The sequence below is a fragment of the Paenibacillus tundrae genome, from assembly GCF_030812775.1.
Lineage (GTDB): Bacteria > Bacillota > Bacilli > Paenibacillales > Paenibacillaceae > Paenibacillus > Paenibacillus tundrae_A.
The window spans coordinates 514,623-532,696 of record NZ_JAUSTI010000001.1; the positions used below are offsets into that span (position 1 = coordinate 514,623).

The 18,074-nt window shown below is 45.3% G+C and carries 20 protein-coding genes; all 20 read left to right on the plus strand.

Annotation, left to right across the window (positions count from 1 at the left end; translation table 11 throughout):
- The first annotated feature begins 186 nt into the window (after positions 1-186).
- The 20 genes from trpE to J2T19_RS02650 all read left to right on the plus strand — a co-directional run bounded on the left by trpE (position 187) and on the right by J2T19_RS02650 (position 18,041).
- Positions 187-1,758, plus strand: a complete 1,572-nt coding sequence (trpE, locus tag J2T19_RS02555) for an anthranilate synthase component I (RefSeq protein WP_307212822.1) — start codon at positions 187-189, stop codon at positions 1,756-1,758.
- A 37-nt stretch (positions 1,759-1,795) separates the two neighbouring features.
- The gene (trpD, locus tag J2T19_RS02560) at positions 1,796-2,869 is read left to right on the plus strand and encodes an anthranilate phosphoribosyltransferase (protein ID WP_307213148.1); all 1,074 of its coding nucleotides are present in this window, start codon (positions 1,796-1,798) and stop codon (positions 2,867-2,869) included.
- Positions 2,859-3,647, plus strand: a complete 789-nt coding sequence (trpC, locus tag J2T19_RS02565; RefSeq protein WP_307212824.1) for an indole-3-glycerol phosphate synthase TrpC — start codon at positions 2,859-2,861, stop codon at positions 3,645-3,647. The genes trpD and trpC overlap by 11 nt, the downstream gene beginning before the upstream one ends.
- Positions 3,648-3,685: 38 nt before the next feature.
- Positions 3,686-4,384, plus strand: coding sequence for a phosphoribosylanthranilate isomerase (locus J2T19_RS02570; protein WP_307213149.1), 699 nt, complete (start codon positions 3,686-3,688; stop codon positions 4,382-4,384).
- Positions 4,381-5,580 (plus strand): tryptophan synthase subunit beta, encoded by a 1,200-nt coding sequence (gene trpB, locus J2T19_RS02575; protein WP_307212828.1) that lies wholly within the window; start codon positions 4,381-4,383, stop codon positions 5,578-5,580. The genes J2T19_RS02570 and trpB overlap by 4 nt, the downstream gene beginning before the upstream one ends.
- Positions 5,577-6,383, plus strand: a complete 807-nt coding sequence (gene trpA / locus J2T19_RS02580; RefSeq protein WP_307212830.1) for a tryptophan synthase subunit alpha — start codon at positions 5,577-5,579, stop codon at positions 6,381-6,383. The genes trpB and trpA overlap by 4 nt, the downstream gene beginning before the upstream one ends.
- A gap of 72 nt (positions 6,384-6,455) precedes the next feature.
- Complete coding sequence (gene hisC, locus J2T19_RS02585) at positions 6,456-7,556, plus strand: histidinol-phosphate transaminase (protein WP_307212834.1); 1,101 nt, start codon at positions 6,456-6,458, stop codon at positions 7,554-7,556.
- A 27-nt stretch (positions 7,557-7,583) separates the two neighbouring features.
- Positions 7,584-8,678, plus strand: a complete 1,095-nt coding sequence (locus tag J2T19_RS02590) for a prephenate dehydrogenase (RefSeq protein WP_307212838.1) — start codon at positions 7,584-7,586, stop codon at positions 8,676-8,678.
- A 712-nt stretch (positions 8,679-9,390) separates the two neighbouring features.
- Entirely contained in the window at positions 9,391-9,984 is a 594-nt protein-coding gene (locus tag J2T19_RS02595; RefSeq protein WP_307212841.1) for an RNA polymerase sigma factor, read from the plus strand.
- The gene (locus tag J2T19_RS02600; protein ID WP_307212843.1) at positions 9,981-10,616 is read left to right on the plus strand and encodes an anti-sigma factor; all 636 of its coding nucleotides are present in this window, start codon (positions 9,981-9,983) and stop codon (positions 10,614-10,616) included. Before J2T19_RS02595 ends, J2T19_RS02600 begins: the two co-directional genes overlap by 4 nt.
- Before the next feature lie 41 nt (positions 10,617-10,657).
- Positions 10,658-11,257 carry a histidine phosphatase family protein gene (locus J2T19_RS02605; RefSeq protein WP_307212846.1) on the plus strand — a complete coding sequence of 200 codons (600 nt, stop codon included), beginning with the start codon at positions 10,658-10,660 and terminating at the stop codon, positions 11,255-11,257.
- 268 nt (positions 11,258-11,525) lie between these two features.
- Positions 11,526-12,656, plus strand: coding sequence for a hypothetical protein (locus J2T19_RS02610; protein WP_307212849.1), 1,131 nt, complete (start codon positions 11,526-11,528; stop codon positions 12,654-12,656).
- 44 nt (positions 12,657-12,700) lie between these two features.
- Positions 12,701-13,207: a gamma carbonic anhydrase family protein gene (locus J2T19_RS02615; RefSeq protein ID WP_307212853.1), complete on the plus strand. Its 507-nt coding sequence runs from the start codon at positions 12,701-12,703 to the stop codon at positions 13,205-13,207.
- Between the two features lie 23 nt (positions 13,208-13,230).
- Positions 13,231-13,410, plus strand: a complete 180-nt coding sequence (locus J2T19_RS02620; protein ID WP_056696754.1) for an IDEAL domain-containing protein — start codon at positions 13,231-13,233, stop codon at positions 13,408-13,410.
- Positions 13,411-13,628: 218 nt separating this feature from the next.
- On the plus strand, positions 13,629-14,051 hold the full coding sequence (locus J2T19_RS02625; protein WP_307212858.1) for a DUF2487 family protein: 423 nt from the start codon (positions 13,629-13,631) through the stop codon (positions 14,049-14,051).
- A 193-nt stretch (positions 14,052-14,244) separates the two neighbouring features.
- The gene (locus J2T19_RS02630) at positions 14,245-14,787 is read left to right on the plus strand and encodes a Rieske (2Fe-2S) protein (RefSeq protein ID WP_056696757.1); all 543 of its coding nucleotides are present in this window, start codon (positions 14,245-14,247) and stop codon (positions 14,785-14,787) included.
- 15 nt (positions 14,788-14,802) lie between these two features.
- A complete protein-coding gene (gene qcrB / locus J2T19_RS02635) occupies positions 14,803-15,474 on the plus strand; it encodes a menaquinol-cytochrome c reductase cytochrome b subunit (RefSeq protein WP_056696759.1) in 672 nt (223 codons plus the stop codon).
- A gap of 21 nt (positions 15,475-15,495) precedes the next feature.
- The gene (locus J2T19_RS02640; protein ID WP_307212863.1) at positions 15,496-16,380 is read left to right on the plus strand and encodes a menaquinol-cytochrome c reductase cytochrome b/c subunit; all 885 of its coding nucleotides are present in this window, start codon (positions 15,496-15,498) and stop codon (positions 16,378-16,380) included.
- Between the two features lie 99 nt (positions 16,381-16,479).
- Complete coding sequence (locus J2T19_RS02645; protein WP_307212865.1) at positions 16,480-17,106, plus strand: DUF1405 domain-containing protein; 627 nt, start codon at positions 16,480-16,482, stop codon at positions 17,104-17,106.
- Positions 17,107-17,171: 65 nt separating this feature from the next.
- Complete coding sequence (locus tag J2T19_RS02650; protein WP_307212867.1) at positions 17,172-18,041, plus strand: sporulation protein YpjB; 870 nt, start codon at positions 17,172-17,174, stop codon at positions 18,039-18,041.
- The last annotated feature ends 33 nt before the right edge of the window (positions 18,042-18,074 follow it).

The following is an 18,074-nucleotide window of genomic DNA, read 5'->3' on the forward strand; positions in this document are numbered from 1 at the left end:
AGGGACTTGTTATTTATAAAACACGAACTTGTTGAATACAGCTTATAACCAAACCTCTACCTGATGGTAGAGGTTTTTTTGTATACTTCCTATCTATATAGGTTCAACTATCGTTTTACACGAGAACGGAGTGGTAAGTGTAACCCAAGTTGAGCATATGTACCTAATCTGAAAGGACGTGATCTAATGATAACGCCAAACGTTAATCAAGTACTGAAAATGTCAAATGAATATAATCTGATTCCCGTTGTTAAACGGATCTTGGCTGACATGGAGACGCCAATCCGGATCTTCCGCCGTTATGCCGATAATGACCGAGCATTTCTGTTGGAAAGTGTTGAGGGTGGAATTCAATGGGCGAGATATTCCTTTATCGGTACAGATCCGTTCCTGATGATTTCCGCCAAAAAAGGCCGCATCGTGGTAGAAGAGGCAGGGCATACTCGGGAGCTTCCCGGTAAGCCGATTGAAGAGCTGAAGGCTCTTTTGCGAAAGTACCGTAGTCCTAAAGATGATGAGCTTCCTCCATTTACAGGCGGTGCGATTGGATTTTTTGGATATGACCTTCTGCAATATTATGAGAAGCTTCCAGCACACGCGCTGGATGATCTCAATATGGATGATATTCGTTTTATGTTCTGTGACCAAATTATCGTTTTTGATCATGTGAAGCAACAGATGCTGCTTGTAGGTAATGTGCATGTAAGAGATGGAGCTACGGATGATGAAATACGCCAAGCTTACGCACTGACTTCTGAGAAGCTGGAGCAGGCGGCTGAGCGTTTGCAACAACAAGGCCCTGGTGAAAACTTGAATCCGCGTTCGATCCCAGGTGATGTTGAGCTAGGGGATATTCGTTCCAATCTGACGAAAGAACAATTTATTGGCAATGTGGAGCAGGCTAAAGAGTACATTCGCGCGGGAGATATTTTTCAAGTGGTGCTATCCCAGCGCTTTCACATTGATACCGAAGTTTCTCCGCTTCACGTATACAGAGTACTGAGAACGTTGAATCCATCACCTTATATGTACTATTTAAAGATGGATGATGAGATTATCGTAGGAACCTCGCCTGAGGTGTTGGTTAAAATAGATGGAAATCGAGTGGCGACACGACCCATTGCCGGTACTCGTCCAAGAGGCGCAACGGAAAGCGAAGATCGTGAACTTGCAGCAGATCTGCTACAAGATGAGAAGGAACGTGCAGAGCATTTGATGCTGGTTGACTTGGGTCGTAACGATCTGGGCCGAGTATCAAACTTTGGCACCGTGAAGTGTGACATGTTTATGGAGATTGAGCGTTACTCTCACGTTATGCACATGGTATCGAATGTGACAGGTGAACTTCGAGAAGATAAGGATTTCTTCGATGCATTTCTATCCTGTCTGCCTGCGGGAACTGTATCTGGTGCACCGAAACTGCGGGCAATGGAAATTATTGCGGAGCTTGAACGTGAGGCGCGTGGGGCGTACGCGGGAGCGATCGGTTATCTTGGTTTCTCAGGAAATATGGATTCTTGTATCACGATCCGAACCATTATTTTCAAAAAGGGAAAAGCATATGTACAGGCTGGAGCGGGAATTGTATGGGATTCTGTGCCTGAGAAGGAATATGAAGAAACGGTGAACAAGGCTAAAGCGCTACTCAAGGCAATTCGTACAGCGGAAGCGATGTTCCCGGCCAAGAGCAAACATCATGGATTGAAACTTGCCAATGCTGATTACTTTGTGAGTCCAGCAGGCGTCTCAAAAAACTGAGAGAGAGGAGAGACCGGATATGAACATGAATCCTGTAATGAATGACAACTTACAGCATCTAAATTCAAAGCCTCAGTCTGAAGAGGGGATGAAACAAGGTCTGGCTAAAATTTTGGAGGGACATGATCTCCAGCAATCGGAAGCACGTGACCTGATGTACTCCATTATGAAAGGCGAAGCTACTCCGGCTCAAATCGGAGGTTTGTTGATGGCGCTGCGGATGAAAGGTGAAACCGTGGATGAAATCACTGGTTTTGCCGAGGCTATGCGTGGTCAAGGCGGCAGAATTCTTACCGATGGTAATGGGCTGTTAGATACTTGTGGTACAGGTGGCTCAGGTATTCACAAATTTAATATCTCTACGGCTTCGGCAATTATAGCATCAGCAGTTTCTGTTCGGGTGGCCAAACATGGCAATCGTTCTGCATCAGGGAAAGCAGGCAGCGCCGATGTGCTTGAGGCGTTAGGGGTTAATATTCATCTGAATGGAGAGCAAGCGAGACAATGTCTTGAAGAGATTGGAATCTGTTTCTGTTTTGCTCAAGTGTATCATCCATCAATGAAACATGCGGCTGCACCACGCAAAGAGCTAGGTGTTCGCACAATCTTTAATATGCTTGGACCGTTAACCAACCCTGCGGGTGCAGATCGTCAACTGCTCGGTTTGTACGACCGCAGCCGCACACCAATGATTGCTGAGGTTTTGAATCGTTTGGGATTAAAGAGAGCATTGGTAGTTGCTAGTCATGATGCTCTGGATGAAATCAGTATTTCTGCACCTACGCAAGTATCGGAGTTAAGAAATGGAGAAGTACACACATATGACATAGATCCACGCAGTATGGGCTTAAACTTGCATCCACTTGATTCGGTACTGGGAGGAGATGCAGCCCAAAATGCCGAAATTATTAAACGGATCTTCCAGGGAGAGCGGAGCGCGTATCGTGATGTTGTTTTGCTGAATGCTGGGGCATGTATCTATGTGTCTGGTCTTGCGGATAGCATTGCGGAAGGTGTGACTATGGCTGCTGAGGCTGTAGATACAGGAAAAGCTGCTGGGAAACTGGAACAGTTAATATACACAACGGAGGCGTACAGTCATGTATCTTGATCGAATCGTTGCAACCAAACAGCAGGAAGTTGAAGTCCTCTCACAAACATTTAACATGGATGAGGCGCTTAAGGAGATTGAGCAGTTGCCAGCAACACGGGGGTTTGAACAGGCTTTAGCAGAAGGGCGTAACCGGAAACTAGGGCTTATTGCCGAAGTGAAGAAGGCTTCCCCGTCCAAAGGATTAATTCGACCGGACTTTGATCCGGTAAATATTGCACTTGCGTATGAACGAGCTGGAGCAGATTGTATCTCTGTACTCACAGATGTTTCTTACTTTCAAGGAAGTGCAGCGTATTTGAAGGAGATCCACCAAGCGGTGAATATTCCATTGCTTCGTAAAGATTTTATTATAGATGAGCGTCAGATTGCCGAGGCAAGACTGCTAGGAGCAGATGCAATTCTGCTGATTGCAAGTATATTGACACAAGATCAGATTCGACATTACTTGGATTTTGCCAAAAGTATAGGTCTGGATGCTTTAATTGAAGTGCATGATCAAGCTGAACTAGAGCAAGTATTGGAAATACCGCAGGCAACGCTAATCGGAATTAACAATCGAAACCTAAAAACGTTCGAGACCAGTCTGAATACAACGCTGGATCTCATGAAGTTGATTCCATCAGGGGTGACACTCATCAGCGAAAGTGGTATTGATGGTGCTGAACGGTTGGAGGAACTAATTACAGCGGGCGTTCACGGAATCCTCGTTGGGGAGCATCTGATGCGTAAGGATGATGTTGAAGTGGCTGTGAACGAATTAATGGGTTCTCGATGATGAATGAGTATACAAACGACGGTACGGGCAGCAGAGACATGAATCTGCACAAGCAACCGGCTGCGGCCGTAAAAATTTGTGGACTTCAGGACGTTGAAGTGCTAAAATCGATGATAAACTTGCCCGTTGATTATATTGGTGTTGTTTTTGCTAAATCCCGTCGCCGTATTGAACCCAACCAGGCTGCTGAATTAAAACAAGTATTGCTTGCGTGGACGACATTGGATCGACCGAAGTTAACCGGGGTGTTTGTTAATCCTACATTGGAAGAGCTTGAACACGTCATGGACGCGGTACAATTAGACGTGATACAGCTACATGGACAGGAAACGCCAGCGTTCTGTGAGCAGGTGAAACAACGCTGGCAGACTGAAGTTATCAAAGCTTTTTCCTTCCCGAAAAATGAGTCGGGTACCGAAGCGGATGGTACCACGTTAACGACACTTAATAGTTACGTGCACACAATAGATGCTATATTACTCGATACGTATGATCCCCAATATGTTGGTGGTTCTGGTCATACCTTTGCTTGGGAGCGGATTCCAACCTATGCGAGGTGGGCGAGAAATCACGGCATTGTCTTGTTTGTGGCTGGAGGTTTGCAGCCTGATAATGTTCAACAATTGATTCAGACATATGCACCGAATGGTGTTGATGTCTCAAGTGGAGTAGAAACGGACGGAATAAAAGATATCGGAAAAATTACATCATTTGTAGAGAGGGTGAAGCAGGCATGACACATCAATTGCCGGATCAACATGGGCGTTTCGGCTCCTTCGGAGGCCGCTTTGTTCCAGAGACACTAATGAACGCTTTAATTGAACTAGAGGAAGCATACAGCCGCTTTTCAGAAGATGAGGAATTCAATAAAGAATTAAATTATCTGCTAAGTGAGTATTCTGGTCGGGAGACTCCGCTGTATTATGCAGAGCAACTCTCTCGTCGTTTGGGTGGCCCTAAGGTGTACTTGAAGCGTGAGGATTTGAACCATACGGGTGCACATAAAATTAATAATGCCATCGGACAAGGATTGCTTGCTAAACGGATGGGCAAAAAGAAAGTTATTGCTGAAACTGGAGCAGGTCAACATGGAGTAGCTACAGCAACGGTTGCTGCTTTGCTCGGTTTAGAATGTAAGGTATTCATGGGTGAAGAAGATACAGAGCGTCAACAATTGAATGTATTCCGGATGAAGTTGCTCGGTGCAGAAGTCATTCCAGTAACTTCAGGAACGAGAACATTGAAGGATGCAGGGAATGAAGCTCTGCGATATTGGGTTAGCAACGTAGAAGATACATTCTATGTCTTGGGTTCAGTTGTAGGGCCACACCCATATCCAATGATGGTGCGTAACTTCCAACGGGTGATTGGAGATGAGACTCGTCGTCAGATTCAAGAGCTTGAAGGTCGTCTGCCTGATGTTATTGTTGCAGCAGTCGGTGGAGGAAGTAATGCCATCGGTATGTTCTATCCATTTATTGGTGATGCAGATGTGAAGCTTGTGGGTGTCGAAGCAGCAGGCAAAGGTGTGGATACTGAATTTCATGCGGCAACGATGAGCAAAGGAACACATGGTGTATTCCAAGGCTCTATGAGCTATTTGCTGCAGGATGAATATGGACAGGTTCAGCCGGCTCATTCCATCTCTGCTGGATTAGATTATCCGGGTGTTGGACCAGAGCATTCCTATCTCAAAGATATTGAACGTGCAAAATATGTTCCGATCACGGATCAGGAAGCATTGGATGCGCTGCAATTGCTCTCAAGAACCGAAGGAATTATACCTGCTCTAGAGTCAGCTCATGCCGTTGCACAGGTAGTTAAGCTTGCTCCTGAACTCAACTCTGATGATATTGTCGTGATTTGTCTATCAGGTCGTGGAGATAAGGACGTTGAATCCATCATGAAGTATACGGGAGGGCAATTCGCATGAATCTAATGGATCAAACCTTCCAACAATTGAAAGAGCAGCATCGAACTGCACTTATTCCTTTCTTAACCGTTGGAGATCCCAATGTGGATACAACGGTAGAGATTATTAAGGAGCTTGAACAAGCTGGTGCAGATATTCTAGAGCTAGGTGTACCATACTCAGATCCTCTTGCCGACGGCCCTGTCATTCAGCGTGCTTCCGAGCGGGCACTGAAAAGCCAGATTACCATTCGTACTTGTATGGAGACGGCAGCTAAGGCGCGCGAGGCTGGAGTGAAAATGCCTTTTGTCTTGTTTACGTATTACAATCCTGTGTTGCAGACAGGGCTTGATGTGTTTTTTGATGAATTGCTCAAGCATGACATCAGTGGCATGATTATCCCGGATCTTCCGATCGAAGAAGCTGAAGAGATGCGTCGTCGTGCCGAAGCAGCGGGGGTGCATTTGGTACCGCTTGTTGCACCTACGTCCAATGCGAGAATTGAGCGGATCGTCTCAGGTGCACGCGGCTTCATCTATTGCGTATCTTCCCTTGGTGTAACCGGAGAGAGAGCCTCCTTCTTTGAAGGAGTCGAGCAGTTTATTGAAACGGTAAAAAGCTTAACTGACATTCCGGTAGCTGTTGGATTCGGTATCTCTAGCCGTGAACAGGTAGCGCATTTCTCCCGTATTTGTGATGGGGTTGTTGTGGGTAGTGCCATTGTTCGTCAGGTGGAGGAAGCCATCCCGCTCTTGGAGAATCCAGAGACGCATCAGGCAGGGCTGTTGCAAATTCGCAACTTTGTGGCACAATTAAAAGGATAGGGACTATAGTTCATAATCCCTCGTTATGTATTGGCATCATGATCCTTATTTGATGAACAGGCGGTGGTCGGATTGAAACCTAAATCCCAGATTGTTAATTTGCCGGTGTACCAGCCAGGCAAACCGATTGAAGAAGTGAAACGTGAACTGGGGCTTGAGCAAGTCATCAAGCTGGCTTCTAACGAGAATCCATACGGTAGCTCTCCTGCTGCAGTGGAGGCTATAACTAGAGAAGTTGTGAATGTTAGCATATATCCGGACGGCAGCTCTGCAGAGCTTACAGAGGTTCTTGCTGAGCACCTTGGTGTGAGTCGCAATAATCTGATTTTTGGCTGCGGATCAGATGAGATCATTGCTCTGATTACGCGGGCGTTCTTCCTTCCGGGGGACGAGACAATCATGGCAGATCAGACGTTTTCGGTGTATAAAAGCAATGCCGATATTGAGGGTGCGGTTAGCATTGAGGTTCCATTGAAGGATGGGACACATGATTTGGCATCTATGCTGGCACAGATCAATGATAAAACAAAAGCGGTGTGGGTATGTAACCCTAATAATCCTACAGGCACAATCATTTCCGAACAGGAATTGACTGCGTTTATGGATCGGGTGCCTTCCCATGTCATGGTGGTGCTGGATGAAGCCTATTATGAATTCGTAACGGATCAAGCTTATCCTCAAAGTATTGCTATGTTAGATCGTTATCCTAACTTAGTTATTTTGCGGACGTTCTCCAAAATCTATGGTTTGGCTTCCTTGCGGATCGGATATGGAATTGCGAGCCCGCAGATCATCGACTTAATTAATCGTGTGCGTGAGCCATTTAACACCTCGCGGTTCGGTCAGGTGGCAGCGACAGCAGCGATAAGGGATCAGGCTTTTGTGAAAGAGTGTGCTCAGCGCAATACGGAGGAACGTGAATTTCTACAAAATGAGTTCTTACGTCTTGGCTTGCCATACTTCCCATCGCAAGGTAACTTCATTATGGTTGATTTGGATATGCCATCAGCGACAGCATTTCAATCTTTGCTTAAGCAAGGAATTATCGTGCGTCCAGGTTTCAAAGTGTATCCAACTTACATCCGTGTGTCCGTTGGAACAACAGAACAGAACCGTGCATTTATTGCGGCGCTGGAGAACACGCTGGCAGAGAAGGCGGTAGCACGCCCTTAATTCTAGCGATGAAAGAGTGAGGACTACATGAAACTAAAAATTGCAATGATTGGTGTAGGGCTCATCGGTGGTTCCCTGGCGCTTTGCTTCAAAGGCAAGCCAGGTGTATCGGTGATGGGCTATGCCCATCTGCCTGAACTAAAGGACAAGTACATAGCAAGTGGTGTAGTAGATGATGCTACGCTATCACTGGAGGAAGCGGTGCAGGATGCCGACTTCATTTTTTTGTGTGTACCCGTAGGTTTATTGGAATCATATTTTCAACAATTAGCGAAGCTTCCCTTGAAGAAAGGATGCATCATTACGGATGTTGGCAGTACCAAGGCTTCTATCGCTGCGTGTGCTGAGCATGTTCGAATGACCGATGCCTATTTCATTGGAGGACATCCGATGGCTGGATCAGAGCGTGCAGGCGTTGACGCAGCATCTGCTGTATTGTTTGAGAATGCTTATTATGTATTGACTCCTTCTGTGCACGTACCCGAGGAAGCTTATAGCCGATTGTCTGAGCTCCTAGCATATACTAGGGCACAGATTGTTCGAGTCGAACCACTGCTACATGATGATATTGTGGGAGCAATCAGTCATTTGCCACATGTTATCGCAGTGGCACTTGTCAATCAGGTTCGGGAGTACAACGAATCTAATCCACTCTATAAAATGCTGGCAGCAGGCGGCTTCCGGGATATTACCCGGATTGCGTCAAGTGATGCAATTGTATGGAGAGATATTTTACTTAGCAACCGAGAGGTGCTTCTAGGCTTAATGAAAGATTGGAACAGCCAGATGTCTGCGTTCACCGATATGTTGGAACAGCAGGACGGGGAAGGGATTGAAGAGGCTTTTCGCCAAGCCAGGGAGTTCAGAAGTGTGCTTCCTGAGCGCCGGAAAGGTATGATCTCGTCTTTATATGATCTGTACACGGATGTTCAGGATGCGCCTGGTATGATTGGTAAAATTGCTACCGAACTTGGTGCAAATGACATTAACTTGAGTAACTTGGAAATTATTGAGAATCGTGTGGACGTCCCTGGCATCATGCGGCTATCCTTCCGACAAGAAGAGGATATGGAGCGAGCGAGAACATTACTTGCTTCCCTTGGATACCAAGTTTGGGTTTAATCATGCATAGAGGAAAGTGAAGGAGAGGGCGATAGCCCTCTTTATTTGCGTGTGAAATTCGCTTGTTCTTGAGTTGTTACTTGAAATCTGAAAAAGAACACAAAAAAAAGACCGCTTACATAAGCGGCCATTGCTCACGTGGAGCAATACAGTTATTGGATAGGAGTGGAGAGAAACCATACTGTACTTTTATTATATGTATACGTTTTCATTTTGTCAACATATAAAGCGTAATTATTTTAAATAATCATAGCTTCCGTCAATTCAGGAAAAAGTTTGTATAAACGCAACCATTTTCATTCATTTTACGTTTGAAGATATAGAAGGTATTACGAGACGGAACAAGCCTGAGAGAAATAAGGGTTTGTTTCCTGTTAGAGTTCTGTAATGGTGGTTCATTGGCATTGGAGGATTATTTTGAGTCAACGGGGTCATAGACGAGAAAAAGAAAGCATATGAATGTCTGGTCGGGTTCCTGTTGAACGGAATAGATTTGCCAGCAACGGCTGACCGTTGTACAATAAATACTGTTAATGTAGAAACGTTGGGGAAATTGCCATTACATAGGGGAATTTGGCGGGAAGGCCTGTTTTGGCGCTGAACGCTGTTTATATGCGGTGAGAACCGCAACTTTTTTGTGCCTGTTCGGTAATACATGGATAGAGTCGAACGGGGAGAAGCACATGGATGGGCGAGGAGGGGTCGCACTCAAATGACGGATTCCCAGTTGATTCGAGAGATCAAGGAAGGTAACCTGGAGTTATATTCCGAGCTGATGCGTCGTTATCAGCGTAAAATACTGGCTTTCGTATATCATATGTTGAAAAGTTCCAATATGGAGCTGCTTGCGGAAGATCTCTGTTCTGAGACTTTCTATAAGGCGTTCCGCAGTTTACACTCATTTCGTGAGGTGGATGCCTCTTTCTCTACGTGGTTGTATACCATTGCGAGAAATACGGTATTGAGTGAGCTTCGCAAACAGCGCAGTGGTAATGTTCCACTCGAAGAGAGTGGCGTCGTGCCGATTGCTCCTTCGGAGAATGCTCCAGAGTATGCTGTATTGCGCAGTGAGCGGGTGATGCTGGTTAGGGATGCCATTAACAATTTGCCGGAGAAGCAGCGTTCTGCCATTATACTCCGTGAGTATGATCAGTTAGACTACCAAGAGATTGCTAATATTCTTGGGCAGAGCGTAAGTTCTGTGAAATCGTTATTGTTCAGAGCAAGATCAAGCGTAAAAACTCAATTGGAGCCTTATTTCTTCGAACCGGTGTACGAGCCATATGAAGGGATGAAGAACCGATGAATTGCAATGAAGCCCAGGAACTGTTTGCAATGGTTTGGGACTTGCCGGCAACTCATCCTCAGCAGATTGCATTTCATGCTCATCTCGCTGGTTGTGAGGAGTGCTCACGGCAGTTTGAAGTTTGGCATGAAGCTCAACTTCTGCTGCATAGCATACCGACACCCGTAACAGAGCAACAAGCAGAGCGAGTAAATCGAAATGTAATGGATCGCATTTATGCGGAGTCACCATGGCTCTTGCCTGAAGAGGCAAAAGTAAATCGATTCTCTGCTGCAGTGCGCAAGCATATGTCTTTGTGGATTGCTGCGTTTCTGGCTATTTTTTTGTGCAGTTTCCTGTACATGGCGATGTTTAAGCCGGCTGTATCGGAAGCAGAGCAACCACGCGTTATCTCCACAGGTATTTTGGAGACGGCTGTTGCTGGCAGTGAACCATCTTCATCTGGGATGTACCAGTATAATATGCCAGGAGCGGATCGGGGTAGCATCATTGAGCCGTTTGTCGTGAGTATGGGTCCTACCTATCCAGGCTACTGGATGGCTCTATCCTTACTGGCCATAGGTATGGCGTTATTCTCGCTTGGGCGTATGCATCGCACAACGAGCAAGCGTAAGCAAGGTGCACGTGCTTAGTTTCAATGATCTTTACTGTGTATTGAGAAATGAGGGATAAGATGCGTATCGGGCTTATACGTCATGGGTTAACAGATTGGAATGCCGCAGGACGTATTCAAGGGCAGACAGATATTCCTTTGAATGCAGAAGGTCGTGAACAAGCAGAGCGTTTGGGTAAACGTCTTCTCACTGAGGCATATCAATGGGATTATATCATTACTAGTGGTTTATCTCGTGCTCAGGAGACGGGTGAGATTATTTCCAAGCTGCTGAATGTACCAATGCTAGAACCGGATGTAAGGCTTAAGGAGAGAGCGTTCGGCCAGATCGAAGGTTTAACCTCAGAAGAACGAATCGCTCGCTGGGGTGCAACCTGGGAGACGCTGGATCTAGGCCAGGAGCATATCTTGGATATCCAAGCGCGTGCACTGGCGTTTCTGGAGGATCTATGGTCGGCATATCCGGACAAGCATGTTCTGATTGTATCTCATGGAGCATTTCTGGCAAATCTGTTATCCGCGATCTTCAAAGACCGGTATACAGAACGAATAGGTAATCTCTCACTTACAATTCTGGAGAAAACTCAGAGTGACTGGAGTCCTCTGCTATACAACTGTACAGAACATCTTATAATGAATTCGGCCAAACAATCTGAGTAATGAACTCGGGTTGTTTTTTTTGTCTTCTGCGAATTGCGCAGTCATAAGGAAATGTTTAAGTAGGAGTAATAGGACTACTTGTCTCTTGTTTTTCTTCTGATCAGGCACACCTAGGCATAGGATGGTTACTAACAGATAAAAGATTTAATAAAAGATTTGAAAAAAGAGGTTTAGATCATGGGAATTCCGTCAACGATGTTTACAAAACCAAACTACTCTAGGCTCTGAATCAATAGTCATAAGTAGTTAGCTAGCGAGGCGATGACCCATGAATCTAGCGGATATGCTTACTTTTGCAGATATTGGCCAACTGAATCGAATAGCAGATTATTACCAGTGTGAGTGTAAGCCCAATTCCAAACATGAACTCATCCAGAGTATTCTCACCACACTGGGAAGCAGATCCTTTTTCGAACAACAGGTTCATGAACTGAATCCGGTTCAACTGCGTTTTCTGAACAATCTGTTATTTGATCCCCGCCAATATCTCGGTATTGAGGAACTGGTTGCCATAGCACGTCAATCTATGGATAAAAAGGAAAACGAGACAGGTGCTAGTCCACGTGATTTGATCACTCGTTTCCATAAGAGTGGATGGTTGTTCAATGGAACGAAGCAGCATACAAAATATTTGTACCAAGTCCCTCTTGATCTGAAATTAAGATTCCGAGATGTGTTATCGAACCATCTGAGAGCCGGCATTGCGAACACAAGCGAACCGACAATGTATAGGGACGAATATCACTTGCTTGTCGATGATCTTCGGTTGTTTCTGCAATATGTGCAGCAACATGAGATTGCACTTAATGCTGAAGGCATGATGTATCGTCGTTCACAGCAGCAGGTGATGGAGCATCTGCATGTTAGCGAAGAGCTAGTTGGCAAAGCTGGCTGGAGATTTGGTTATGGTCGCTCCTTCAAGGACTATCCAGATCGATTCGCCTTCATGTATGACTATGCATTTCACTATCGGCTCATCCGAGAGGAACAAGGAATACTGCAACTGACGTCCGCTGGCGAGGAAAAACAAGCTGCTGAGAATTCAACAGAGAAAACATCGGAAATGATACAGCTATTTCGATTTTGGTTAAGACTGTATAAAGGTGCTATTCCAAACCTAGCCTCGATCGTCTATTGGACAGGGGAATGTGCCGTTGAATGGTCTAGTACAGAGTCGCTGTTTCGCCAGATAGGCCCGTTTATTCAACCCTTCTACTACGATACGCCTGAGACAATTTACGACAACCGTATCATCAAAATGATGCTACATCTCGGGATGCTTCGGATGGGGGAAGCTGCGAATGGACGAACTGTGCAAATGACGGCATGGGGTTTACGTCTTGCTGCATCCTGCCGTTCGCTTTCTGGAGACATCTCACCCGTTTTGTTTGACAAATGAAGGACAAGTTGCTAAAATCACTCCCAAATTAAGGAGTGATACGAATGATAATTCCATATCAAGGCGTACTGCCGCAGCTTCATCCTTCAGTATACGTAGCTGAAGGTGCGAAACTTATTGGCGATTTGAGAATGGGCGAGGAGTCTACTGTTTGGTTTAACGCTGTGCTAAGGGCAGATTTAGCGCCAATCATCATTGGACAGCGTTGCAATATACAAGATAATACGGTTGGTCACGTGAATACAGATCAACCCCTGATCCTAGGAGATGATGTTTCAGTCGGACATTCTGCTATTATTCATGGCTGTCAGATTGGAACTGGCTCACTGATTGGTATGGGAGCCATACTTCTTAATGGAGCCGAAATAGGGGAATACTCCTTAATCGGCGCCGGTTCAGTAGTTACTGAGAATACTAAAATTCCGCCCTATACTCTTGCTTTGGGAACACCAGCCAAAGTGATACGTGAATTGACGGATGCTGATCTTGAGCGGATGTCCAGAACTTCACTAGGTTATGTTGCCAAAGGAAAGGAATATAGGAGCTCTTAAATCCGTTTTGGAGGTGCATCCTATTGGATAAAATGAAAGTTACGTATGAAGTCATGTTGGGGCTGGCTGCTGAGATGGTGTGGGACGAGGCGCTTCGTAAACAGCGTAGCGAAAAGCTGTATATGGAAATCGACAAAGCGCTGGCTACTGGAGACGAAGTAGCTTTCCGGAGTCTAACGGATGAACTGAAGGCCATAAGCTGATATTTAATGTTTAAATAAACATTCATATAGAATGGAGCCAACAAGGAGTGTGTATATCGCATTCCTTGTTTTTTTATTGATTTTTTTTTGGATCAATTACTCTGTTTGGCACGAATTATGCGGTATTAGTAAGAAAGGTCAAATTTAAATCAATAGATTTATGCGAATTGCTCATATATAATATGGGAATAAAATGGATGGAGAGGGGGAATAGGGAAGTGAAATTCAGTGAGATGACTCAAGACAGTTGGGCTGAGCTGCAACTCTATCTGGACACGTGTCTAATTCCTTATACAGCCCTCAAAGGTAATCAATCGCCAGTTGAAGCTACCGAAGCGTTGGAGCGACTTAGAGATTTTCTAGACTTGGTAGAGATCCCTTTCAAAGGGCGAATAATGACCTATCCGGCGTTCCATTTTGAAATTCCGGAAATGTCAATGGCATTAAACACAGTGTGTAAACAGCTTAAAGCGTCTGGATTCAAATATGTGGTTATAATGTCATCAGATGGTTTGTTGGAGGGAGAACATATGCCTGATGCAGATTTGATTTTACTTCGCTCAGATGTCGTTCAAAAAGTAGAAGAAAACGAGATTCCGCGGTATATCGGGGAGAAAATCCGTGAGTTGTGGAAAAAATGAATTCTAATTGGAAAATGTGACAAAATATCGACACTTTTGTAATAACGCTTACAATTGAACCTTAAAAAAGTGTGACAAATTCTTGACGGTGTTCTAGGGCTACTATATGATTATGTATGTTCTAGTAAGACGTGGAATTTCTGATAATGAAAACGGTTGAGAGAGTTGGCTGAAAAAGGGGGTTGGAGACAGTATGAGCAGTGAGCATGACCAGCACGAAGACTCAAAGAGACCGCCAAGCAGGATGGAAATGTCACGCAGGCAGTTTTTGACGTACACGCTTGGTGGAGCTACAGCCTACATGGCCGCCGGTGCAGTTCTGCCCATGATCCGTTTTGCGGTGGATCCGATTTTGCAGCATAAGGGAGAAGGTACCTCTGTCAAAGTAGCAGAAATCAGCAAAATTACAACTGAACCTCAAGAATTTACATTTGAACTACAGCAACAGGACGGTTGGTATCTAAGCAATGCTTCGTTGGTGGCTTGGATTCGCAAAGACGAGCAGGGTAAGATTTATGCACTTTCGCCTATCTGCAAACATCTAGGATGTACCGTAGGTTGGAACAGCGACAAAAATTATCCTGATGAGTATCATTGCCCTTGTCATGGTGCGCATTATGACAAGGAAGGGAAAAATCTTGCCGTGGCCCCGAAACCGCTGGATGAGTACGTGGTCAAAGAGGAACAAGGCTGGGTATACCTCGGCGAGATCGTTCCGAACACCAGAGTGAATTAGGAGGCGTGGACGCAGATGTTTAAAAATATCTATGACTGGATTGACGAACGTCTCGATATCACGCCCATCTGGAGGGACGTTGCGGATCATGAGGTTCCAGAGCACGTGAACCCGGCGCATCATTTTTCCGCATTCGTGTACTGTTTTGGTGGGTTGACGTTCTTTATCACTGTAATTCAAATTTTGTCAGGAATGTTTCTGACGATGTATTACGTGCCTGACATTATTAATGCTTATGCGAGTGTCGAGTATTTGCAAACCAAAGTAGCCTTCGGTCAAATTGTACGCGGAATGCACCACTGGGGAGCGAGTCTTGTCATCGTAATGATGTTCTTACATACGATGCGTGTGTTCTTTACAGGCTCTTACAAGGCACCGCGTGAAATGAACTGGGTAGTAGGAATGTTAATCTTCTTCGTCATGCTAGGTCTTGGTTTGACAGGATACTTATTACCATGGGATAACAAAGCATACTTTGCTACCAAAGTTACTTTGGAAATTGCGAATACAGTTCCGTGGCTCGGTCCGATTATTAAAGAATTTTTACAAGGCGGTACCATTGTAGGTGCACAAACGTTAACACGTTTCTTCGCCCTACACGTTTTCTTCCTCCCCGCAGTGCTTCTAGTGCTACTGGTCGGACACTTTATTATGATCCGCAGACAGGGTATTTCAGGACCACTATAATTTGAGAAGGGAGGAATTGTAATGGCTCACGGACCGAAGTCAGAGGATGAGGAAAAGATTATCTATGTCGGTGATTCACGTGTCCGCAAGGGTGCTGGTTTCATCACGCCACCAGACTACACGGCTTATCCGGGCAAGTCTGAGGCGTTCATCCCTAACTTTTTGCTAAAGGAATGGATGGTTGGTGTCGTGGTATTGGTCGGTATTCTTGTACTAACCATATCCGAACCTGCACCTTTAGGTTATCCGGCTAATCCGAGCGCATCGGTTATTCCGATGCCTGACTGGTACTTCCTATTTCTGTATCAGTACTTGAAATATCCGTATGCCTCTGGTGACTATGTGTTGCTCGGTGTACTGGGGGTAAGTGGAGTTGCGTTTGGTGCGTTGTTGCTGGCGCCGTTTCTTGACACTGGTAAGGAGCGTCGCTTCTATAAGCGCCCGATTGCTTCATCGTTGATGATTCTGTCTGTCCTTTCTGTATTCTATCTCACGAATGTTGCTTGGACGCACTATAAGCATGAGCTTGAGGCTTCAGGTCAAAAGCCTGAGCACATTCAACGGGAAGAAGAAGCGCATGAGAAGGCTGAACAGGGACTACCTACTTCCAATGCACCAGGACAACAGCAGGAAGTTGCGATCGTCGAAAAGGATGATCCAGCGATGGAAACATTCAAGAAGGCGGGTTGTATTGGTTGTCATGCAGCCGATATGAAGGGTGGACCTGCAGGCCCATCCCTTCGAGGTGTAGGTGACAAACATAGCCAGGAAGAGATTCTGACGATTATCAAAGAAGGATATAACCAAATGCAGCCTCAGTATAATAATGCGATTGCTCAAGGTGTTACCGATGAGGAGATTACGCATCTGACAGAATGGCTTGCGAAACAGAAGGCAGAACAGTAAAATCGAATTAACCAATGAAACCTGATCGTTTATACGGTCAGGTTTTTTTGGAGACTTTAGCTATACTTGAAAACAAGGATGTAGGAAGGGGAAGCGAACGTGTCTTTATCGTTTTTTTGGAGCAAAGAATTTTTGACTAACCGTTATTTCCTGTGGCTTCTATTTTGGTGTAATGCATTAGGAACAGTATACGGATACATATGGTATGGCGATCAGTTGATGGACACACTCGAGAAGCAACCGCTTTGGCAAATTGTATTTGTACCCGACAGCCCAACAGCAAGCTTATTCTTTACGCTGTCCTTATTATGGATTTTGTATAAACCGAAATCGCTATGGGTTAATCGGATTGGACATGTGATACAAGCGTTAGCGGTAGTGACCTCTGTGAAGTATGGTGTATGGGCGATCTCTATCATTTTCGCTGGGTGGTCGCAGGGAAATGCGGCAGCTTGGCAGGATTGGATGTTGATCGCATCACATGGTGCTATGGCTATAGAAGCTTTGTTGTATGTTCGATTTTTCGGTTTCCGCTGGGTGGCACTTCTAATTGCGGCGTTGTGGACTTTACTTAATGATGTGATGGATTACACGTATGATATCTACCCTTGGCTACCTTACACACTCTGGGATCATGTAGATCTGGTGCGCAATTTCACAGTGGTCTTAACGCTGCTAAGCATTCTGGTGTCATGGCTTGCTTTGAGGCAAGCCAAACGGAGTTAATTTCACGTACGAGCCTGTTCTAAGGAAGGAAAACCTGCCATAGATTGATGGTGGGGGGGATGTCCATGAAGAGAAGGTTCAAGAGTACATTAAGGTTATGGATAATATCGTTCATGGCTCTACTGTTCTGGGCGAACTTGTCATATAGTGGTTCTGCGCAAAGTAATGGTGAGAATGGTCAAGTTGAAGAATCTGTCTCAGCCAATCTTTCGATTCAGCAGATGAATGAAGAAGCAGCTCAATTATATCGTTACGCACTGGAGCAGGATGTGGAAAAGGTAAGAGGCAGTATTCTTAGGATCAGTAATGGGCTGGAACATATATCGTTCGAAGGTCAAACGACGGTGGAGGGAATCCATGCCTTATCTGAGACGGTGGTCGAAGTAAAAGAGGCTGCTGTACGAATTAAAAGTGATACTGCAGCTCTACAGCAAGCTTCAGCGAAATTAAGACTGGCTGCCGATAGTCTGGCTAATCCCGCAAAGCCATTATGGCTTCAGTACTATAAGATTATAAAAGACGATCTCCAGGCTTTGTCTTTAGCGGCGAATCAGCGACAAAATGCCTCGGCATTGTTAAGTCGGTATGCTGCGCTGGAAGAGCATTATGAGACCGTTCGCCCAGCAGCGCTGATTCGGCGTGAACCATACGAGATTGCGCAACTGGATGCCTGGCTGTCTCATACTAAAGGGCTGACGATGGGAAAACAACCTGATCTCTCACAACTACAGGCTATGATGATGCACGGTGAAGAGTTGGTGAATCAGTTGTTTGGACGTGAAAAAGACGAAAGTGCCTTCGTTCCATTTGTTCAAGGACCGGATCGGAGAGCAGCGGGGATGTTTATTACGTCAGTGATTGTTGCGACTCTAAGTTACGCAGGATTTCGAAAATATCGGGCTCAGCAACAAGGAATATTTCCTTTTCGGAGATAGGCAAGAATACATCTACGATATGAAGAGACCTCT

What these genes read in the sequence shown, in the direction of transcription:
- trpE (WP_307212822.1), top strand. Translation starts at nt 187, where the DNA reads ATGATAACGCCAAACGTTAATCAAGTACTGAAAATGTCAAATGAATAT.
- trpD (WP_307213148.1), top strand. Translation starts at nt 1,796, where the DNA reads ATGAATGACAACTTACAGCATCTAAATTCAAAGCCTCAGTCTGAAGAG.
- trpC (WP_307212824.1), top strand. Translation starts at nt 2,859, where the DNA reads ATGTATCTTGATCGAATCGTTGCAACCAAACAGCAGGAAGTTGAAGTC.
- J2T19_RS02570 (WP_307213149.1), top strand. Translation starts at nt 3,686, where the DNA reads ATGAATCTGCACAAGCAACCGGCTGCGGCCGTAAAAATTTGTGGACTT.
- trpB (WP_307212828.1), top strand. Translation starts at nt 4,381, where the DNA reads ATGACACATCAATTGCCGGATCAACATGGGCGTTTCGGCTCCTTCGGA.
- trpA (WP_307212830.1), top strand. Translation starts at nt 5,577, where the DNA reads ATGAATCTAATGGATCAAACCTTCCAACAATTGAAAGAGCAGCATCGA.
- J2T19_RS02590 (WP_307212838.1), top strand. Translation starts at nt 7,584, where the DNA reads ATGAAACTAAAAATTGCAATGATTGGTGTAGGGCTCATCGGTGGTTCC.
- J2T19_RS02595 (WP_307212841.1), top strand. Translation starts at nt 9,391, where the DNA reads ATGACGGATTCCCAGTTGATTCGAGAGATCAAGGAAGGTAACCTGGAG.
- J2T19_RS02600 (WP_307212843.1), top strand. Translation starts at nt 9,981, where the DNA reads ATGAATTGCAATGAAGCCCAGGAACTGTTTGCAATGGTTTGGGACTTG.
- J2T19_RS02605 (WP_307212846.1), top strand. Translation starts at nt 10,658, where the DNA reads ATGCGTATCGGGCTTATACGTCATGGGTTAACAGATTGGAATGCCGCA.
- J2T19_RS02610 (WP_307212849.1), top strand. Translation starts at nt 11,526, where the DNA reads ATGAATCTAGCGGATATGCTTACTTTTGCAGATATTGGCCAACTGAAT.
- J2T19_RS02615 (WP_307212853.1), top strand. Translation starts at nt 12,701, where the DNA reads ATGATAATTCCATATCAAGGCGTACTGCCGCAGCTTCATCCTTCAGTA.
- J2T19_RS02630 (WP_056696757.1), top strand. Translation starts at nt 14,245, where the DNA reads ATGAGCAGTGAGCATGACCAGCACGAAGACTCAAAGAGACCGCCAAGC.
- qcrB (WP_056696759.1), top strand. Translation starts at nt 14,803, where the DNA reads ATGTTTAAAAATATCTATGACTGGATTGACGAACGTCTCGATATCACG.
- J2T19_RS02640 (WP_307212863.1), top strand. Translation starts at nt 15,496, where the DNA reads ATGGCTCACGGACCGAAGTCAGAGGATGAGGAAAAGATTATCTATGTC.
- J2T19_RS02650 (WP_307212867.1), top strand. Translation starts at nt 17,172, where the DNA reads ATGAAGAGAAGGTTCAAGAGTACATTAAGGTTATGGATAATATCGTTC.